Source organism: Rhodococcus sp. 06-156-4 (genome assembly GCF_002259345.1).
Taxonomy (GTDB): Bacteria; Actinomycetota; Actinomycetes; order Mycobacteriales; family Mycobacteriaceae; genus Rhodococcoides; species Rhodococcoides fascians_E.
This window is the reverse complement of record NZ_NPGB01000014.1, coordinates 53681-72171: the sequence shown is the minus strand read 5'-3', so window position 1 is coordinate 72171 and position 18491 is coordinate 53681. Positions and strand designations below refer to the sequence as shown.

General features: G+C 65.4%; 16 protein-coding genes. 4 read left to right on the top strand and 12 right to left on the bottom strand.

Annotation, left to right across the window (positions count from 1 at the left end; genetic code table 11):
• Positions 1-41: 41 nt before the first annotated feature.
• The 7 genes from CH290_RS08410 to CH290_RS08380 are packed head-to-tail and all read right to left on the bottom strand — an operon-like array spanning position 42 to position 8204.
• A complete protein-coding gene (locus CH290_RS08410; RefSeq protein WP_371828072.1) occupies positions 42-1193 on the bottom strand; it encodes a sensor histidine kinase in 1152 nt (383 codons plus the stop codon).
• A gap of 11 nt (positions 1194-1204) precedes the next feature.
• Positions 1205-1579: an MmcQ/YjbR family DNA-binding protein gene (locus CH290_RS08405; RefSeq protein WP_026347670.1), complete on the bottom strand. Its 375-nt coding sequence runs from the start codon at positions 1577-1579 to the stop codon at positions 1205-1207.
• A 1-nt stretch (position 1580) separates the two neighbouring features.
• Complete coding sequence (locus CH290_RS08400) at positions 1581-2762, bottom strand: lipase family protein (RefSeq protein WP_033190723.1); 1182 nt, start codon at positions 2760-2762, stop codon at positions 1581-1583.
• Positions 2762-4399 (bottom strand): Na+/H+ antiporter, encoded by a 1638-nt coding sequence (locus CH290_RS08395; protein WP_033190722.1) that lies wholly within the window; start codon positions 4397-4399, stop codon positions 2762-2764. The genes CH290_RS08400 and CH290_RS08395 overlap by 1 nt, the downstream gene beginning before the upstream one ends.
• 60 nt (positions 4400-4459) lie before the next feature.
• A complete protein-coding gene (locus CH290_RS08390) occupies positions 4460-4651 on the bottom strand; it encodes an antitoxin (protein WP_019664423.1) in 192 nt (63 codons plus the stop codon).
• A gap of 42 nt (positions 4652-4693) precedes the next feature.
• A complete protein-coding gene (locus tag CH290_RS08385; protein ID WP_026347669.1) occupies positions 4694-7084 on the bottom strand; it encodes an HAD-IC family P-type ATPase in 2391 nt (796 codons plus the stop codon).
• A 19-nt stretch (positions 7085-7103) separates the two neighbouring features.
• Complete coding sequence (locus CH290_RS08380; RefSeq protein WP_019664421.1) at positions 7104-8204, bottom strand: MBL fold metallo-hydrolase; 1101 nt, start codon at positions 8202-8204, stop codon at positions 7104-7106.
• A 65-nt stretch (positions 8205-8269) separates the two neighbouring features.
• Between CH290_RS08380 and CH290_RS08375 the strand changes: the two genes are divergently transcribed.
• Both CH290_RS08375 and htpG read left to right on the top strand, forming a co-directional pair.
• A complete protein-coding gene (locus CH290_RS08375; RefSeq protein WP_019664420.1) occupies positions 8270-9262 on the top strand; it encodes an ABC transporter substrate-binding protein in 993 nt (330 codons plus the stop codon).
• 44 nt (positions 9263-9306) lie between these two features.
• Complete coding sequence (htpG, locus tag CH290_RS08370) at positions 9307-11232, top strand: molecular chaperone HtpG (protein WP_019664419.1); 1926 nt, start codon at positions 9307-9309, stop codon at positions 11230-11232.
• 85 nt (positions 11233-11317) lie between these two features.
• Here the strand turns inward: htpG and CH290_RS08365 are convergent, their stop codons facing one another.
• Positions 11318-11899 carry a TetR/AcrR family transcriptional regulator gene (locus CH290_RS08365; protein ID WP_033190721.1) on the bottom strand — a complete coding sequence of 194 codons (582 nt, stop codon included), beginning with the start codon at positions 11897-11899 and terminating at the stop codon, positions 11318-11320.
• 93 nt (positions 11900-11992) lie between these two features.
• On the opposite strand from CH290_RS08365, the gene CH290_RS08360 reads away from it, so the two are divergent.
• On the top strand, positions 11993-12955 hold the full coding sequence (locus CH290_RS08360; RefSeq protein WP_033190720.1) for an ABC transporter permease: 963 nt from the start codon (positions 11993-11995) through the stop codon (positions 12953-12955).
• A gap of 2 nt (positions 12956-12957) precedes the next feature.
• The gene (locus CH290_RS08355; protein ID WP_033190719.1) at positions 12958-13758 is read left to right on the top strand and encodes a crotonase/enoyl-CoA hydratase family protein; all 801 of its coding nucleotides are present in this window, start codon (positions 12958-12960) and stop codon (positions 13756-13758) included.
• 4 nt (positions 13759-13762) lie between these two features.
• On the opposite strand, the gene CH290_RS08350 is transcribed toward CH290_RS08355, so the two are convergent.
• From CH290_RS08350 to shbA, 4 genes are all read right to left on the bottom strand, one after another.
• Entirely contained in the window at positions 13763-15412 is a 1650-nt protein-coding gene (locus CH290_RS08350) for a purine-cytosine permease family protein (protein WP_033190718.1), read from the bottom strand.
• Between the two features lie 77 nt (positions 15413-15489).
• Entirely contained in the window at positions 15490-16791 is a 1302-nt protein-coding gene (locus CH290_RS08345; RefSeq protein WP_033190717.1) for a methyltransferase family protein, read from the bottom strand.
• Positions 16788-17744: a hypothetical protein gene (locus tag CH290_RS08340; protein WP_230621136.1), complete on the bottom strand. Its 957-nt coding sequence runs from the start codon at positions 17742-17744 to the stop codon at positions 16788-16790. Before CH290_RS08340 ends, CH290_RS08345 begins: the two co-directional genes overlap by 4 nt.
• Before the next feature lie 28 nt (positions 17745-17772).
• On the bottom strand, positions 17773-18345 hold the full coding sequence (shbA, locus tag CH290_RS08335; protein ID WP_019664412.1) for an RNA polymerase sigma factor ShbA: 573 nt from the start codon (positions 18343-18345) through the stop codon (positions 17773-17775).
• Positions 18346-18491 lie beyond the last annotated feature (146 nt).

Below are 18491 nucleotides of genomic sequence, written 5' to 3'. Positions count from 1 at the left end.
ACCGCATCATCCCAGACATCCAGCGCTGCCGACCACGGCGGTCATGCCCGAATCCCCGCTTTGAACTTGGGAACCCGCATGCTGACCTTCGTTCCGGCACCCATGCCCGTGTCCACGACGAGACCGTAGTCGTTGCCGAACGCCGCGCGCAGTCGATCGTCCACATTGGACAGACCCACGTGCGCGGCCTCGTCGGAGTCCAGCGTTCCCGATCGCAGCAGTTCCGGATCCATTCCGACGCCGTCGTCCTCGACGCTGATAAGGCAGTCGGTTCCCTCGTCGGCCGCGACGATGGTGATGGTGCCGCCACCGGCGCGACCCGCGATCCCGTGCCGCACCGCGTTCTCGACCAGGGGCTGCAGCGCGAGAAACGGCAGTGCGACGTTCAGTACCTCGGGCGCGACCTGCAACGTGACCTGCAGAGTGTCGCCGAAGCGTGCCCGCTCGAGCGTCAGGTACCGATCGATGTTGCGTAGTTCGTCGGACAGGACGGTGAACTCGCCGGAGTTACGGAACGAGTAGCGGGTGAAATCCGCGAACTCCAGCACCAGCTCTCGTGCTCTGTCGGGATCGGTACGGACGAACGAGGCGACCGTGCCGAGAGCGTTGTAGATGAAGTGCGGGCTGATCTGAGCGCGCAGTGCTCGGACTTCGGCGCGGTCGAGGCGTGCACGCGAGGCGTCGAGTTCGGCCAACTCGATCTGCCCGCAGGCGTAGCGGGCGACCTCGCCGACGGCTCCGAGCATGCCCGGTCCGGGCGTCGACGTGGTGACGACACCGAGGACCCCGACGACACCGACGTCCTCGACGAGCAACGGTTGGACCACCACGGTGCGCCACGTGGCACCCGCAGGCGCGGTGATCAGAATTCGGCGCTGGCCGCCGACTGCCCGCGCGGCCGCCTCGAGGAACTGCCCGACCACCTCCTCGAAGGGACCGTTCCACGCCAGCAGGTGCGCGTCGGCGTCGGCGACGCCGAGTGCGTCACCACCGGTGAGCGCGCGCAGATGAGGCGCGGCCTCAGCCGCGGACTGGGTGTCCAGGCCGCGGCGCAGCGGGCGGGCTGCCAACGATGCGGTGTGCAGCGTCGCGTGGACCGCGCGCTCCTCGGGCGTCGTCAGATCCCGCCGTCCCCGCAGACTGATCACGGCGACGGCAACGATCGCGCAGGCCACGATGACCGCGAACCACATCAGAGCCGAGGTCATTCGGGTTGGCGCTCGGCATCGAGTTGGGTCAGCAGCGTCTTGGGCGCCACCGTCCGGTACGCATCCTCCACGATGTCCGCGATGTCCTCCCAGTCCTGCGGCACGTCGAGGTAGACGCCGATCCACCCTCGCCCGCCGAAGTACGGGGGTACGTAGAAGCGGGTGCTGTCCTTCGCAACCCAGGCTTGCTGCGCCCCGGCCGGGGCGGCGGCGACGAATCCGACGCGGTCGTCGTGGTGATGATCGGAGAACATCGCGAACTGTGGAGACTTTCTGACGAACCAGGACGGTTCGCCGTGGCTGATGCGCTCGGTGGCCTCGGGAAGCGCCAGGCACAGCGCCCGCACCATCGTCAGTGGGTTCGGATCCATGTCATCCTCCTGCACAGGTGTCGGGCGGTGGTACGCCGGCAAATCTGTCGGCCAACCACGCCACCCCGTCGGCGACGGCCGCCTGGTCCGAATGCCCCTGGCCGGGCTCTTCCCGGAGGGACACGACGTCTCCCATCGAGCATGCCCGCGCTACGGCGTCGCGTGTCCATTTCGGGTCGATCAATTGATCCTGTTGCCCGACGACAGCCAGCAACGGCACATCCGTCCGCGTCCGCGGCAGTGCGACGGACGTCAACCACTCCACCATCTTCAGACGTGACGCCTCGGTGGCCGGCATCGCGTCCGACGGCGTCAGACGCACAGCGGCTTCCGCCTTCTGCACACCGAGGAGGTCCGTGCACGCGGTCAGCGCGCGCCTGTCGGCCTCGAGTGCGCCCCGGACGAACTCCGTTCCGGTCACCTCCGGATGCCGGTACTGCAGGCCGTCGACGAGAAACGGTGTCAGCAGAATCTGCGGGAGGGTGTTCACGTGCCCCGCGTCGAACATGGGCGCGAGATCGAGGACGGGAGACAGCGCGGCGCTGCCGACGAGCTCCAACCCGTCGGCGTAGTCCGCATGCTCCGCTGCCGCCCACACGGCCTGTCCACCTTGGGAATTACCGATCGCTCCCCACCGGGCACCGGTGCCGGGTACGACGTTCGCGGCCGCGCGGACTGCGTCGATGACGTTGTACGCCGCGGCATTCGGGTCCAGGTAGGGATGAATACCGGGAGTGCCGATGCCCTCGTAGTCCGTGACCGCGACGACCATGCCTCGTTCGAGGAACGGGGCGACCGTGCCGATGGTGCCCAACAGGTTCGGGTACAGCGACGGAGCGCACTCGTCGGTGACTCCGGTCGTGCCGTGACCCACGGACACGATGGGCCAACCACCCTGCGGCGGTGCACCTTTCGGGGCGAAGATCACCCCGGACACTTCGGTCCGCGACGTGCCGTCACCCGACGTGGACGCGTACACCACGCGGGTGGCGGACGCACCGAGGAACCGCACAGCTAGGTCGAGATGACCCATGTCCGTCTGCGAGACGATCGCACCACGTTCGTCGCCGACGGGTGCCGGTGCGACAGCGGGTACGGACGAATCGAGCGCAGGCTGCGCCTCGGGCCCGCCGCACCCGGCGAGAAGAGTCAGAGCCAGGGCACCGACCAGCCACCGCCGCACTATCGGTTTCTCCGTTCCAGTCGCGCTTCGGCCGCAGCTTCTTCCACGTCGAGACCGTCGAGCACGGTCCGCAGGACCTCGTCGTCCAGTTCACCCGCATCACGGGCGTGCACCAGTGCTGCGCGCTGCGCGACGAGGACGTTGCGCCGCAACGTGTCGAACAGTGCGCTTGCTGCGGCGATCCGCTCTTCGTGGTCTTCGGTTTCGTCGGCGTCGAGTCGCGCGCGAACCGATCGCCGCACCCGCTCCAGGACGTGCTCGACGGATTCTCGGCTGGCTCCGTCGATCCCGTTCACCGCGGCCTCGGAGAGGTACTGCTCGGCCGCCGACCTCGAGATGGACCGTGCGAGAGCCGCCTGTTCGTCGGTTCGACGCTGCTCGTCGGCGTCGGCGACGTCGAGTCTCCGGATCAGCATCGGCAACGTCAGCCCCTGGATCACCAACGTCCCCACCGCAACGACGAATGCGACCGCTTGAATGACGGCGCGGCCCGGGAACGGATCTCCCGCCACGGTGGCGAGCGGCACACCCGACGCCGCGGCCAGCGTCACCACGCCGCGCATCCCCGCCCAGGACAGGACGAGGTTCTGTCGCCACGTCAGTCCGAGTACGTCGGACGTCTCCGACGCCTTTCTGCGCAGGAGTTTGCGCACCACGGATCGTCTGGAGGTGTTGACGAAGATCCAGGCCGGCCGGACGAGAATGACGACGAGCAGAACGAGCAGGGCGTAGGCGAAGATGTGGTGCACCGGCAGTCCGTCCCGCTGCACTTCCTCGATGACCGATTTGAGTTGCAACCCCATGTAGGCGAACACGAATGCTTCGAGCAGCAGGTCCATCAACGGCCAGACCTGGCGTTCCTGGATCCGCGTCGGGACCGCGACGTCGGCGGTGACCCTGCCGAGCACGAATCCCGCGGTCACGACGGCCAGCACTCCCGACGCGTGGATCTCCTCGGCAGCCAGATACGCGGTGAACGGAAGCACGAGTCCCAGAACGGTTTCCAGCGAGGAATCGCGGATGCGCGAACGAACGAAGCGGACGATGCGGGCCAGTACGTAGCCGACGATCACTCCGCCCGCGATCTCGTACGCGAAGAACAGTACGGGCGAGTCGATCTCGATCTTCTTGCCCGTCACCGACGCGACGGCGAGGGTGAACAGAGTCAAGGCGGCCGCATCGTTGACCAGGCTTTCCCCGGTAAGGATCGCCATCATGCGGGAGGGCAGTCCGAGTTTGCGGCCGACGGCGATCGCGGCCACGGCGTCGGGCGGCGCCACCACAGCGCCCAGGACCAGTGCGGCGCCGAGAGTGAGTTCGGGGACCAGCCAGTTGGCGAAGTACCCCACGGCCACCGCGGTCACGATGACCATGACGATGCCGAGCCGGAGAATGTGTCCCAGGTTCTTGCGGAAGCTGACGAACGAGAAGTCGAGGGCGGCCGAGTACAACAGCGGAGGCAGCACCACGCCGAGGATCAGCTCGGGTGACAGGGTCAGCTGAGGAACTCCTGGAACGAACGACGCCGCCGATCCGACCGCGACGAGCACCAGCGGCACCTGAAGGTCGAAGCGTTTGGCGAAACCCGCCACCGCGACGGCCGCGATCACGACGAGTAGTAGTACTGGTCCGTCCACAGCTAGATCATGCCGTCAGCTGCGCGGCCTCGCGCAGCCGACTCGCACACGATCATCCGTTCACGGCTTGTCCGGGATGGCCTTCTTCGCCGCTTCCTGCACTTTGTCGACCTTGTCGGCGTACTTGCCACCGGTCTTGTCGTCGATGAAATCGCCTGCCTTGTCGACGACGTCCTCGATCTTGTCGGAGTTCTCGGCGGCGAGCTCTTTGCCCTTGTCGACGATGCCCTTGAGGTTGTCTGCGAAACCCATGAGATCACTCCATTCGCTGTGATTGTGCTGGCGGGATGAAGCTTACTTCGCGGAACCGTTTCGTTGCAGGGCCGCGCTGATGCGCCAGGACACCTCCACGAGCACGATTCCGACGGCGCCGATCACGAACGCCGAAGTCGTCAGCGCGATGTTCGACGGGTCGAGCTTGAAGAACGTGCGGCAGAACGGGATGGTGAACAGCGCCAGGTAGCCCAGCACCGAACCGGCGAGCAGCACGATCTTCCACCACACGTACGGCCGAGCGACGACGGCGAGCACCCATACGGCGATCATGATCAACGTGATCAGTGCCGTCGTGCTGGCCTGGGTCACCTGTTCCTCGGTCGCCTGCGGTCCTTGGTAGGCGAGCAGGTAGGACACGAACGTCGCGACGCCGACGATCAGGCCCGACGGCACCGCGAGGCGCATCACGCGCGGGACGAACCCGGACCGCGCACGCTCGTTGTTGGGGGCGAGCGACAGGATGAATGCAGGGATGCCGATCGTGAACCACGCGGCGATGGTGACGTGACGCGGCAGGAACGGATACGGAATCGGCTCGAAGTGGAAGATCTGCGACAGCACCCCGGACAGGCCGATGAGGAACGCCAGCAACACCGAGTACACGGTCTTGGTGAGGAACAGGTTCGAGACGCGTTCGATGTTGCCGATGACGCGTCGGCCTTCACCCACGACGTACGGCAGCGTCGCGAACTTGTTGTCCAGCAACACGATCTGCGCGACTGCGCGTGTCGCGGCACTGCCCGAGCCCATGGCGACACCGATGTCGGCGTCCTTGAGTGCGAGCACGTCGTTGACGCCGTCGCCGGTCATCGCCACGGTGTGTCCCCGGGACTGCAGGGCGCCGACCATCCGACGCTTCTGATCGGGGCGCACTCGTCCGAACGTGGTGGAATTCTCGACGGTGTCGGCGAGGTCCTCGGTGCGCTCGGGTAGGTTGCGTGCGTCGATGGGGCTGCCGGCGAGGCCGAGAGATCCCGCGACGGCCCCCACCGACACGGCGTTGTCCCCGGAGATGACCTTCACGGCAACGGATTGGCTCGCGAAGTACTCGAGTGTCTCGCGGGCGTCGGACCGCACCTTCTGTTCCAGGATCACCAGCGCCCGCGGAGTGACCACACCGGGGGCCGCGTCGTCGTCGACCGGGAGATCACTGCTGGCGAGCAGCAGAACACGCAGTCCCGACGAGCCGACTTCCTCTGCCTGGCGGGCGATGTCGCTGGTCGGGTCCAGCAGCACGTCGGGCGCTCCGAGAAGCCAGTTGCCGTCGTCTCCGTAGGACAGGCCGCTCCACTTCTTCGCCGACGAGAACGGCGCGACCGCGGTTTCGGTCCACCCCGGATCCTCCGGGAACGCTTCGGCGATCGCCAGAACACTGGCGTTCGGGCGTGGATCGTCGTGTGCGAGCGCGGCGAGGACGCGGGGCAGCACGGCCGTGTCCCCTTCCTCCACGACGCGAAGCTCCGCGAGCCGCATACCGTTCTCGGTCAACGTGCCCGTCTTGTCCGCACAGACCACGTCGACTCGCGCAAGCCCCTCGATTGCAGGAAGCTCCTGGACGAGGCACTTGCGTTGCCCGAGCCGAACGACACCGACGGCGAACGCGATCGACGTCATCAGCACCAGACCTTCGGGCACCATCGGAACGAGAGCTGCGACCATGCCGTTCAGCGCAGGGCCCAGCGACTGCCCCGACGAGAACAGCTGGTTGTAGATGATGAGCGCGCCTGCCGGGATCATCAGGTAGGTGATGAACTTCAGAATCTTGTCGATGCCGCTCCGCAGCTCGGAGTGCACCAGGGTGAACTTGCTCGCCTCCTCGGCGAGCTTGGCGGCGTACGCATCGCGGCCGACCTTCGTCGCGCGGTAGGCACCACTACCGGCCACGACGAAACTGCCGGACAGGATGGGCGCGTCGATCTCCTTGTGCACCGCGTCCGCTTCACCGGTCAGCAGCGACTCGTCGACCTCCAGCGACGACGCTTCGACCACGCTGCCGTCGACGACGATCTGATCACCCGGGCCCAACTCGATGACGTCACCGAGAACCACCTCGTCGGGGGCGACCTCGCGCGCGACGCCGTCCCGTCGAACGACCGGTTTGCTCTGGCCGACGATCGCCAGTTCGTCCAGAGTCTTCTTGGCCCGGATCTCCTGGATGATGCCGATACCGCTGTTGGCGATGATCAGCAACCCGAACATGCCGTCGACGATCGATCCCGTCGAGAGCACGATGATCAGCAGGACACCCAGAATGGCATTGATCCGCGTGAACACGTTGCCGCGGACGATGTCCTTGACCGAACGACTCGCCCGGGCCGGAACGTCGTTGGATTTTCCGTCGGCTCGAAGTTGCGCTACTTCCGCTTCGGTGAGTCCACGTTCCCACTGCGCGTCCGTCTCGATCGACATGGACACAGAGTAGTGGTCGTCAGCCGAGCCTCGCCCACCACCGATCGTCCTGTGTTCCCCTGGATGCATCGATCCGCTGACCCGGCATCGGCACGACCGTGGGAACGCCGACGCTGTCGGCTGCGGCCTTCAGCCGAACGATGGGTTCGGACCACGGGTGGAACGCCAGATTGAACGTCGCCCAGTGCACGGGGACGAGCACGTTGCCGCCCAGATCTCCGTGTGCCCGCACGGCTTCCTCCGGGTTCATGTGTATGTCCGCCCAGCGTGGGTCGTAGGCACCGACCGGCAGCAACGTCAGATCGAACGGGCCGTACTTGGCGCCGATCTCCGCGAACTTGACCGTGTAGCCGGTGTCACCGCCGAAGAAGACCCGGTGCTTCGGTCCAGCGAACGCCCAGGACGCCCACTGCGTCAGATCACGCTTGAGCCCTCGACCCGAGAAGTGCCTGGCTTCGGTGCAGGTGATGGTGATGCCGGCGACCTCGGTCTGTTCGTCCCAGTCCAACTCGACGATTCGGTCCTCGGGTATCCGCCAGTGGCGCAGGTGGGCACCGATCCCCAGCGGGACGACGAACGTCGCCGTCTGCAGGCTCGCGAGGCGCACGATGGTCGCCTTGTCGAGGTGGTCGTAGTGGTCGTGGGAGATGACGATCGCGTCGACGGAGGGAAGCGCGTCGAGGGCAACCGGCGTCGGATGCAGCCGCGACGGCCCCACGGTGCGCGAGGGCGACACTCGGTGGCTCCACACCGGGTCGGCGAGGATGCGCTTGCCGTCGAGTTCGATCAGCACGGACGAGTGGCCGTACCAGGTGACGGCTGTTTCACCGGCGTCGACGGGAGCGACCTGGGGTGCGAGGGGAATCGGTTGCTGCGGCTTGCCCAGCGCGCGGCGCCGGAGGAAGGACACCAGAATCGACTCGTCGCCGCCGCCGGAGAAGCTCGAGCTGGGTTCGGTGTTGTGGAATCGGCGGTCGCGGTAGCGTGCCGACCCTGCCGCGTACGGCGCGATCTTGCCTGCTGTCGCACCGATCTGAGCCGGTAGTCCCCACGCCGCTCGGGCCACCCATGCTGCACCTGCGATGCCGAGGGCGATCGGCACGATCCGCTGTTTGGTCACCCCCGCGAGGATAGGTGAGCCGAACCGGGCGAACAGGACAGGCGGTCGTTGGCTAGCCTCACCTCATGCCTTTCGGACGCACACTGGCCATGACGCTGGTCACCGCCACCGCAGCTCTGACCCTCGTCGCATGCTCCTCGGCCGACGACGGCGAACCGACCCAGGAAACGGCGTCGAACAGCGCTTTTCCGGTCTCGGTAGCCGGCGCCCTCGGCACCGCCGACGTGCCGGACAAGCCCGAACGCGTCGTTGCCTTGACGTGGACCGACGCGGACATCGTGTTCTCCCTGGGCGTAACGCCGATTTCCGTGGCACAGGCCCAGACGGACTCCGGCTATCAACCGTGGTTCGAGAACGCGGTGCCGCAGACCCCTCCCGTGTGGGAAGCGAGCGGAGCCACGATCCCCATCGAGGAGATCGCGGCCCTGCAACCCGATCTGATCGTCGCCACCAAGTCCTTCACCCTCGCGCGCGCGTACGACCAGCTGAAAGAGATCGCGCCGGTCGTCCACTTCGCCGACACCCCGTCGTCGGAGACGTGGCAGAGCGCGACCGCGACGGTGGCGTCGGCGCTGGGGGTTCCCGAGACGGGCGAGCAGGTGATCGCCGACACCGAGTCCCGCATCGCCGACGCGGCCGCGCAGTTCCCCGAACTGAACGGCAAGACCTTCACGTTCTTCGTCGGACCGAGCGAGGGCGCGGTCTACATCGTCAACTCACCGGACGACGCGGGTGCCAGCTTGCTGGGACAGCTCGGCATGACCCCGACGGAGTTCGCCACCGCCCAACCCGTCAGCACCATCCCGGGCCGCGCGCAGATCAGCTACGACTACCTGTCGGAGACGGACGCGGACGTCATCATCGCGACCGGCCTGCCAGGTTCCGTCGACGAGCTCGCCGCCCAGCCCGCCGTGCAGTCTCTCCCCGCCGTTGGACGGGGTGCGTTCGTGCCGCTCTCGCCCACGCAGGCACAATCGATCGCGTTCCCGTCGCCGCTCAGTCTGGATTGGGCATTGAACGAGATAGTCCCGCAGCTGGGCGATGCGGCTCGTAAGTAGAATGCTCGCGACGGTTTTGCTCTAGAAGGAGATCGCACACACTCATGACCACCGAACAGCGGGAATTTCAGGCCGAGACGCGCCAGCTCTTGGACCTGATGGTTCACTCCATCTACTCCAACAAGGACAGCTTCCTCAGGGAGCTGATCTCCAACGCATCCGACGCCCTCGACAAGTTGCGGCTCGAGTCCTACCGCAACAAGGACCTCGACGTCGACGTCTCCGATCTCCACATCGAGTTGGACATCGACAAGGAAGCACGGACGCTCACGATCCGTGACAACGGCATCGGCATGACGCGTGACGAGGTCATCGACCTCATCGGCACGCTCGCCAAGTCCGGCACGGCCGAGGTGCGCAAGAAGCTCAAGGAAGCGAAGGACGCCGCGGCGTCGGAGGAGCTGATCGGCCAGTTCGGCATCGGCTTCTACTCGACGTTCATGGTTGCGGAGAAGGTCTCGCTGCTGACCCGCAAGGCCGGCGAAACCAGCGCCACCCGCTGGGAGTCGACCGGCGAGGGCACCTACGAGATCTCCGACGTCGACGGCGCACCGCAGGGCAGCTCGATCACGTTGCACCTCAAGCCGACCGACGAAGAGGATCACCTCTACGACTACGCGTCGGAATCGAAGATCAAGCAGCTCGTCAAGAAGTACTCGGACTTCATCGCGTGGCCCATCCGCATCGACGTCGAGAAGACGGTCAAGGCAACCGAAGAGGGCGCCGAGGACACCGTCGAAATCGAGACGCAGACGATCAACTCGCAGAAGGCTCTGTGGACTCGGCCGAAGGACGAAGTGTCCGACGAGGAGTACAAGGAGTTCTACAAGCACGTCTCCCATGCCTGGGACGAGCCGCTCGAGGTCATCCCGTTCAAGGCCGAAGGCACGTTCGAATACCAAGCGCTGCTGTTCATTCCGTCGCAGGCACCGTTCGATCTGTTCATGCGCGAAGGCAAGTCGGGCGTGCACCTGTACGTCAAGCGCGTGTTCATCATGGACGACTCGGAGGAGCTGCTACCGGAGTACCTGCGCTTCGTCAAAGGTGTCGTCGACGCACAGGACCTCTCGCTCAACGTCTCTCGTGAAATCCTGCAGCAGGACCGTCAGATCCGTGCGATCCGTCGTCGCCTGACGCGCAAGGTCCTCTCCACCGTCAAGGAGCTGCAGAGCGAGAACGCCGAGAAGTACCAGACGTTCTGGTCTCAGTTCGGCCGCGCGCTCAAGGAAGGCCTGATCTCCGACGCCGACAACCGCGAGACGCTGCTGTCGGTGTCGTCGTTCGCGTCCACCAACTCCGAGGAGGGTCTGACCACCCTCGCCGAGTACGTCGACCGGATGAAGGGCGGACAGGAGCAGATCTACTACATGACGGGCGAATCCCGTCAGCAGATCGAAAGCTCGCCGCACATGGAGGCGTTCAAGGCGCGCGGCATCGAGGTGCTGCTGCTGACCGACTCCGTCGACGAGGTCTGGGTCGGCAACGTCCCCGAGTTCGACGGCAAATCCTTCCAGTCCATCTCCAAGGGCGAGGTCGACCTCGACACCGAAGAGGAGAAGAAGGACGCCGAAGCCAAGCGCGAGGAGCAGGACAAGGAGTTCGAGGAGCTGCTGAAGTGGCTCACCGAGACCTTGTCCGAGGACGTCAAGGAGGTTCGCCTCTCGACCCGCCTGACCACCTCGCCCGCCTGCGTCGTCGGTGACGAGTTCAGCTTCTCCCCGCAGCTCGAGAAGATGTACAAGGCGTCGGGACAGTTCGTTCCGACCTCCAAGCGCATCCTCGAACTCAACCCGACGCACGATCTGGTGACGGGGCTCAAGAAGGCACGCGAGGAGCGCAGCGACGACGCCTCCCTTGCCGAGACCGCCGAACTGCTCTATGCGACGGCTCTTCTCGCCGAAGGCACCGAGTTGAAGGATCCGGCGAAGTTCTCTCGTCTGCTGGCCGATCGGTTGACCAGAACCGTCTAGGCGGCTCCGCCGCACGTGAGTGGAAATGTAGGCCCTGGGTCAGGAGCGGAGCCTGCGGAGCGACCAGGGAACGCTACATTTCCACTCACAGCGAGAGGTGATCCAGGGCCTTCAGATAGCCCTCGGAATCGAAGTCGGGTAGCAGTGCCGACTGCAGGATGAATCCCTGACAGAGGCCGACCACCAACGGCGCCATCGACTGCGCCCGGGTGTCTGGATCATCGAAGCCGTTGCGGGTGAACCACACTCGCAAGTATCGCTCGTACAGATCGCGCAACTCCGTCACGACCGGCACCACGGTGGAGTCCGCGTCGGTCTCCCTGGCTGCCGCGGCCCAGATCTGCAGCAGAATGCTGGGATTGCCGACGTCGCGGGTCATGCCGTCCAGGAACAGTCGCACCACGACAGCAGGCGGCGGCAGAGGGTGCTGTTTCTCCAGTCCGTCGAGATCCTCGGTCCGACTCTTCAGCACATCCCGCGTGACGTGCAGAACCAGATCCTGCTTGTTCTTGAAGTAGCTGTAGATCGCGCCCGCGGACAACGCCGACTCGGCGATGATGTCCGCCATCGACGTCTTCTCGAAACCTGACCTCGCGAAGCACGTCATCGCCGCGTCGATGATCTGCCTGCGGCGTTCCTCACGGTGGTCTTCGCTTACCTTGGGCACGCGTCCATATTAAAAACGAATCTTCGTTCTTGACAACCGAGACCCGCCCACCCAAGATAAAGAACGGTTATTCGTTTTAAATGAGGAGTCGTCATGAAGTCCACCCCGTGGCCACGTGCAGTGGTCGTCGCACTCGCAGGCGCTGCCGCGCTCGCCGTCGTCGTACTTGCCTTTCTGTGGCCCTCGGTCACGTCGACGGCCCACGATGTTCCTGTCGCGGTCGTCGGCGACAATCCGGCCTTGACCAGCCAGTTGGCATCGTCGTTCGACGTCACCACCGTGCCCGACCGCGCTGCGGCCCTCGATCTGATCACCACACGCGAGGTCTACGGCGCCGTCGTTCCCGGACCCTCGCCCGAGGTCCTCACCGCATCCGCCAACGGCACCGTCGTCACTCAGATGTTCGACGGCGTGGCCGCTGCCCTGAACACGACGGCAACCGACATCGTGCCCCTTGCGGTGACCGACGCCCGAGGTGCCGGGCTCTCCGCGATGGCCTTCCCCCTTGTCATCGGCGGAATCGTCGGCGGCGTCATCATCTCCATGCTCGTCAAGGGCACAGGGCGACGGCTTCTGGCGACCGCGCTGTACGGCGTCGGCGCCGGTATCGTCGTCGTCGCGATCACGCAGGGGTGGTTCGGAATCCTGCAGGGCGCGTTCGTTCCGAACATCGCCGCCGTAGCGCTGTCGGTGTTGGCGGTGAGCGCGCTGATCGTCGGCCTGACCTCGCTGATCGGACCCGCAGGAATCGGCGTCGTGGCGGTCCTGATGATGTTCATCGGAAACCAGATCTCCGGCGCCATGCAGCCGTGGCAGTTCCTCCCCGAGCCCTGGGGAGCCGTCGGGCAGTTCTTCCCGCCGGGAGCAGGTGCCACCCTGCTCCGCGACCTGTCGTACTTCCCTGGCGCGTCGACGACTCAGCCCTGGCTGGTTCTCGCCGCGTGGGTGGCGGCCGGGGCGGTACTCATGGCCGTCGGACACCGCAAGCTCACCGTTGCGAGCCGCAGCACGGTGCGCGCCTCGTCGGAGACCGAACCCGAGCGTGTTGCACTGTAGGCATGACCGAACTCCTGCTGATCGAGCGCCGCGGCGATGCCGTCGTATGGACGCTGAACAATCCCGAGTCGCGCAATCCGATCTCCGACATCGAGACGGTGGAGGCGATCGAAGACGCCGTCTCCGACGTGAATCGCGATCCGAGCGTTCGGGTCGCGATTCTCACCGGGGCAGGTTCCGCGTTTTCCTCCGGCGGAAACGTCAAGCACATGCGCGACAAGGAAGGAATGTTCGGCGGTAGCCCCGCCGAGCTGAGGCAGGGGTACCGACACGGCATTCAGCGGATCCCGAAAGCGTTGTATCACTGCGAAATTCCGACGATTGCCGCGGTCAACGGTGCCGCGATCGGTGCCGGTTGCGATCTGGCGTTGATGTGCGATCTCCGCATCGCGTCGACGACGGCCACGTTCGCCGAGAGCTTCGTCAAAGTGGGCATCATCCCCGGCGACGGCGGGGCCTGGCTTCTTCCCCGAGCGATCGGTATGGCGCGCGCCAGCGAGATGGCGTTCACCGGTGAGGCGATCGACGCGGCAACTGCACTCGAGTGGGGATTGGTGTCGCAGGTCGTCGGGCCCGGTGACCTGCTCGGCGCCGCCCACGCGCTGGCAGACCGTGTCGCCGCCAATCCCCCTCAGGTACTGCGCATGACCAAGAAGTTACTGCGCGAAGGTCAGCACCAGAGCCTCGAATCCTTGTTGGAGCTGTCCGCCGCGTATCAGGCCGTCGCCCACACCACGGCCGACCACGCCGAAGCAGTCGACGCCATGCTGAGCCGTCGCGATCCGAGGTTCTCCGGCCGGTAGACCCTCACTTCTGTTCCGGCAGAATGTGTTCACCCGTCTTGTCGGTACTGAGCGAGAGCGAGCTGATGTACTGCTTCTCGCCGTCGGGACCGGGAACGTTGGAGGCGATCATGTCCGGTCGCTCGAATTCCATGCCGGACACGTGGCACAGAAGCGTTGCGTCCGAAGGGTTTCCGTGCTCGTCGAACATCGGCAGATCGATTCCGTCGTCGGTACGGCGAAGGTAGTACTTCCCCTTCGTCGCGACAGCCAGCACAGGCGGCATGACGATGGCGATGATCAGTGCGACGATCGGCGAATACGGCTCCAATGCGCCACCGAGGCCACCGAAGAACGTCAGAATCGACAGGCCGGCAGCGAGCAGCATGGAGACGAAGCCGACGGGGTTGACGTTGTAGAGCATGCCGCGACGGAACTCCGGGACCTTGGGCGACAACTTCAGGATGTACTTGTTGAAGACGATGTCCGACGCCACCACCGCGATCCAGGCGATGCCGCAGTTGGCGTAGAAGCCGAGGATGTCGTTGAGGAAGCTGAACATGTCGGCTTCCATCAGGATCAACGCGATGGCGAGGTTGAACAGCACGAACACCATGCGTCCGGGGTAGGTCTTGGTGACGCGTGTGTACGCATTGGTCCACGCGAGCGAGCCCGAGTACGCGTTGGTCACGTTGATCTTGATCTGACTGATGACGACGAGGATGACCGCGAGAGTCATGGCAAGCCAGCCCGGCATCATGTTCTCGTAGATCTCGAGGAACTGGTGCACGGGTTCGTTGGCGATGGTGGCTCCGTCGGCGACGTTGGCGATCAGGTACACCGCCAGGAAGAGTCCGACGACCTGCTTGAGTGCACCGAAGATGACCCAGCCGGGCCCGGCGAGCAGTACTGCAGTCCACCAGCGGCGCTGGTTTTCCGGAGTCTTGGGCGGCATGAACCGCAGGTAGTCGATCTGCTCGGCGATCTGCGCGATCAGCGACAGACAGACACCGGCCGCCAGCATGACCGAGCCGAAGTTGACGCCCTTGCCCTCGGCACCGTCGGCGCCGCCGTAGGCGAAGAACGTTCCGACCGAATCGGGATGTGCAGCAACGAGGTAGATGAACGGAAAGACCATCAGGACGAGCCACAGCGGCGTCGTCCACACCTGCAGCTTGGCCAGCGCTTTCATGCCGTAGATGACGAGCGGAATGACCATCAGAGTCGATACCGCATACCCGATCGGCAGCGGGACGCCGAGCCCGAGCTCGAGGCCCTGCGCCATGATGGAACCTTCGAGGGCGAAGAAGATGAAGGTGAACGTCGCGAAGATGACGTTGGTGACGACGGATCCGTAGTACCCGAATCCGCTTCCGCGCGTGATGAGGTCGAGGTCGATGTTGTACCGGGCGGCGTAGTAGGCCAGCGGTAGACCGGTGAGGAAGATGACGACGGCGAAGACGAGAATTCCCCACAGCGCGTTTCCGGTGCCGTAGGAGATGCCGATGTTGGCGCCGATCGCGAAGTCGGCGAGGTACGCGATGCCGCCCAGTGCGGACGTGGCGACGACGCCTGTGCCCCACTTGCGGTAGCTACGCGGCGCGAAGCGCAGCGTGTAGTCCTCCAGCGTTTCCTTCAGTGCCGAATCTGTCGGCGCAGGCTGCACAGCGGTCATGCAAGGAAGGTAGAAGCGCTACGTGTCGCCCACGTCACGCGAAGTACAGATGCTGTTACGCAGAGCCGCAAACCTGACTAATCGGGCACTCTGACGGTGCGTGGGGCTCCCCCGGCTGCGTCGACGAGTATCTGCAGGAACCACCCGAGGATCGGCGCACGCAGGATCCAGCCCAGCACGGCCCATCCCAACGAGACGTGTTCGAGCGCTGCCGCGATCGCTCTGGTCCCGGTCAGCGTCACCGCTCCTTCGTAACGCACACGAGTCAAGCTCTCGGGATGGTCCTCGGCGGCCGCGGTCTCGAGCGACACCGGGCGTCGACGAGCGAACCACGGTCCGACGGTCGAGCACGGGTCGCACGTGACCGACGCGTAGAGCGTCGCCGACGGAATCCGAGCGGGTGTCCACCGGGGAATCCAGTCCCTCGTCGACTGGCGGTAGTCGTCCCAGCCAGGCCCGAACCTCGTCACCAGGTCTGCTTTCTCGTGCCATGTCGCGAGCCCGGCACCGAATGCGCCCGCGAGCAACGCCGCGCCGGCGAGAAACGGCTCGCGGAACAGACCCGCGAGAATCAGCAGGAGCATCACGGCGGACGCCTGCATGGGATTGGCGACGTATGCGTACGGCCCGGTGGTGACCAACCGAATCGGTGGATCCCACGGGAACGGTGTGCCGCCGCCGATCACCGCGAAATCGGCGACAGCCCGCAGGGCGATCACGACGACGACGAGGGCAAGTTGGAGCAACAGGGAATCCACGACGCCACCGCCGCCGGCCGCGAGCCGGTTCCCGACCGTCGACCATCCGGAATCGGACGCCAGGAGGACGTTCGCGAGCTCGAAGGAGACGGTGGGGAGGCCGAACACGAGGACCGCGCCGAACAGCACGACCTGCATGCTCGCGCGGGTCCTGAGCGCCCGCTGGTTCGACGTCAGCGTGCCGAGCAGCACTCCGGGCAGCAGTGCGGCAGCCACGGCCAGCAGTTCTCCCCACCACCACGCGCGTTCGAGCGTCACCAGCGGCCGCAGGCTACCCATGGCGAGCACGTCCGCCGCGATCAGGACGCACACGGTGACCGACACGTTCACCCACCGGGCCAGCAGTATCGGTAGTGCACCCCACAGCGCGGACCATCCGAGCACGACGTCGACGGGCACCGACGACCACATGGTTCCCGTGGTGCCGAAGCTCCACCAACCGTTCTGCACAGCAACGACATTCACCAGCAGTAAAGCCAGGAAATTCCAGAGCATCGCAAGAAACGCGGCGCCTCGAACCCGCGCGGACGAGGCCACCCAGAACGCACCGACCAGCAGCACCGGCACCAGTACCGCGCAGGAACGCAGCACCGCCACCGAGAGACCGGTGTCGATGTTCATCGGTCCAGGCTGTCCAACAGCCATCCCGCGGCGCGTTCGGTGACGTGGTCCTCGAGGGGACCGAAGTACCACGCGGGCGCCAGCTCACGGGTGTACGACAGCTCGAGATCCACCGCAGTGTGTGTCGAATCCACTGCGCTCCAGGAGATGTCCGCGACGTTCCACGTCAGCCACGACGAGATGGGCGTGGTGTCGCCGACGACCGCAAGGCGCGCGGAATCGCTTGTGCGCGAGACGACCTCGAAGGTCAACTCGGTCGTGTGCTCTCCCCAGTGGTGTTCGGACACCAGCAGGGGCCGATGGTGCGCTCCGGCGAACGTGACGGTTCGACGTGCGCCCACCTCGAGCGATCCACCGCTGTCGGCGAGCGGCTCCGGAAAACCCCAGGACAGAACTCCGGGGAGGGGTGTTCCACCGAAGTCCAGTGGTCGTTCCCACGCCGCGACGACGTCGTCCACGTCGGCGTTCAGCGTCCTGGATGCGGACACGGTGGTCGCACCGTCGAGCGTCGTCGCGGGCACGATGCCTTCCGATGCCGCGACGGCGACGAGGACGAGCGCCGGGACGGCCACCGCATGCATCCTGTCGTCTCCCGGTCCCGACTTGGTGATCTTCTCCACGACGATGGCGACGAGTCCGCCGATCAGGTAGAAGATCGGGGCCGCGAAGATGACACAGATGAAGCCCTCGCCCAGCAGCATCATCGACATCAGAAGCAGGACGGTGATGACTTTCATCGTGATACCGACGGCGCTTCGACTCGGAGCGGACAGCACTACGATCACCGCCACCACCGCAGGAATGCCGACGTAGAACGCAGCGGTCTGCGCGGCCCCCGCCTCCGTCAGCACGTACCGCAGAAACACCGCCACCGCGAAGGCGACGACGCTGCCTGCAACCACGTATTGCGCCGATGTCGGTCGACGCTTCCGTACTTCGTCCCCCTGGGTCATGCCCAGTAGGCAACCACAGTGCGGACCTTCACGCACTGAGCAGTACGAAGTTCGCCATTTCCGCTCGCAGTTGGTTCATCGCTCGATGCTGGGCGACACGTACTGCACCGGCGCTCATCCCGAGCGCTCGACCGGTTTGCGGTGCGGTCATGCCCCACACCACCCGCATCAGGATGATCTTGCGGTGGCGAGGAGGCAGGGTTGCCATCAACGCCATTGCTTCGCTTCGGAATTCGCCCTCGATGGCATGCTCTTCCGGTGTGTCGTCGGTGGACGGCTCGTCCACCACCGATTCCAGCGAATACGACCGCCGGAGAGTGGCTTTGCGACCGGCATCGGCCAACTTGTGCGCAGCGATGCCGTAGACGAAGGCCATGAACGGCTTACCCATGTCTCGGTACTTGGGAATAGCCGTCACCAACGCCAGACACACATCCTGCACCACGTCGTCTGCCGCCACGTCCAGATTGCCCAAACGTGTTGCACAGTAACGAGCGAGCCTGGGCCTGACCAGCGCAATGACGTCCTCGAGAGCTCGTCGATCGCCGCCGACTGCAAGCGGAACCCGCGTGTCGAGCATGTCCACGATGTCGTTCGTCATCGCCGAAGTCCTCCCTGACTCACCGAAGCACCTTGTGTGTAGTTCGATCCTGCGGCGGATGCGGCTTGGTCGATACCCACCCCAGGGTGAGGTAAGCCCACCCCTGCGGTGCCCGACGCTCACCTCTTCGGGTTCCTGTGTTGCCG

What these genes read in the sequence shown, in the direction of transcription:
- CH290_RS08350 (WP_033190718.1), bottom strand. Translation starts at nt 15,412, where the DNA reads ATGACCGCTGTGCAGCCTGCGCCGACAGATTCGGCACTGAAGGAAACG.
- CH290_RS08360 (WP_033190720.1), top strand. Translation starts at nt 11,993, where the DNA reads ATGAAGTCCACCCCGTGGCCACGTGCAGTGGTCGTCGCACTCGCAGGC.
- shbA (WP_019664412.1), bottom strand. Translation starts at nt 18,345, where the DNA reads ATGACGAACGACATCGTGGACATGCTCGACACGCGGGTTCCGCTTGCA.
- CH290_RS08345 (WP_033190717.1), bottom strand. Translation starts at nt 16,791, where the DNA reads ATGAACATCGACACCGGTCTCTCGGTGGCGGTGCTGCGTTCCTGCGCG.
- CH290_RS08375 (WP_019664420.1), top strand. Translation starts at nt 8,270, where the DNA reads ATGCCTTTCGGACGCACACTGGCCATGACGCTGGTCACCGCCACCGCA.
- CH290_RS08390 (WP_019664423.1), bottom strand. Translation starts at nt 4,651, where the DNA reads ATGGGTTTCGCAGACAACCTCAAGGGCATCGTCGACAAGGGCAAAGAG.
- CH290_RS08385 (WP_026347669.1), bottom strand. Translation starts at nt 7,084, where the DNA reads ATGTCGATCGAGACGGACGCGCAGTGGGAACGTGGACTCACCGAAGCG.
- CH290_RS08405 (WP_026347670.1), bottom strand. Translation starts at nt 1,579, where the DNA reads ATGGATCCGAACCCACTGACGATGGTGCGGGCGCTGTGCCTGGCGCTT.
- htpG (WP_019664419.1), top strand. Translation starts at nt 9,307, where the DNA reads ATGACCACCGAACAGCGGGAATTTCAGGCCGAGACGCGCCAGCTCTTG.
- CH290_RS08355 (WP_033190719.1), top strand. Translation starts at nt 12,958, where the DNA reads ATGACCGAACTCCTGCTGATCGAGCGCCGCGGCGATGCCGTCGTATGG.
- CH290_RS08410 (WP_371828072.1), bottom strand. Translation starts at nt 1,193, where the DNA reads ATGTGGTTCGCGGTCATCGTGGCCTGCGCGATCGTTGCCGTCGCCGTG.
- CH290_RS08340 (WP_230621136.1), bottom strand. Translation starts at nt 17,744, where the DNA reads ATGACCCAGGGGGACGAAGTACGGAAGCGTCGACCGACATCGGCGCAA.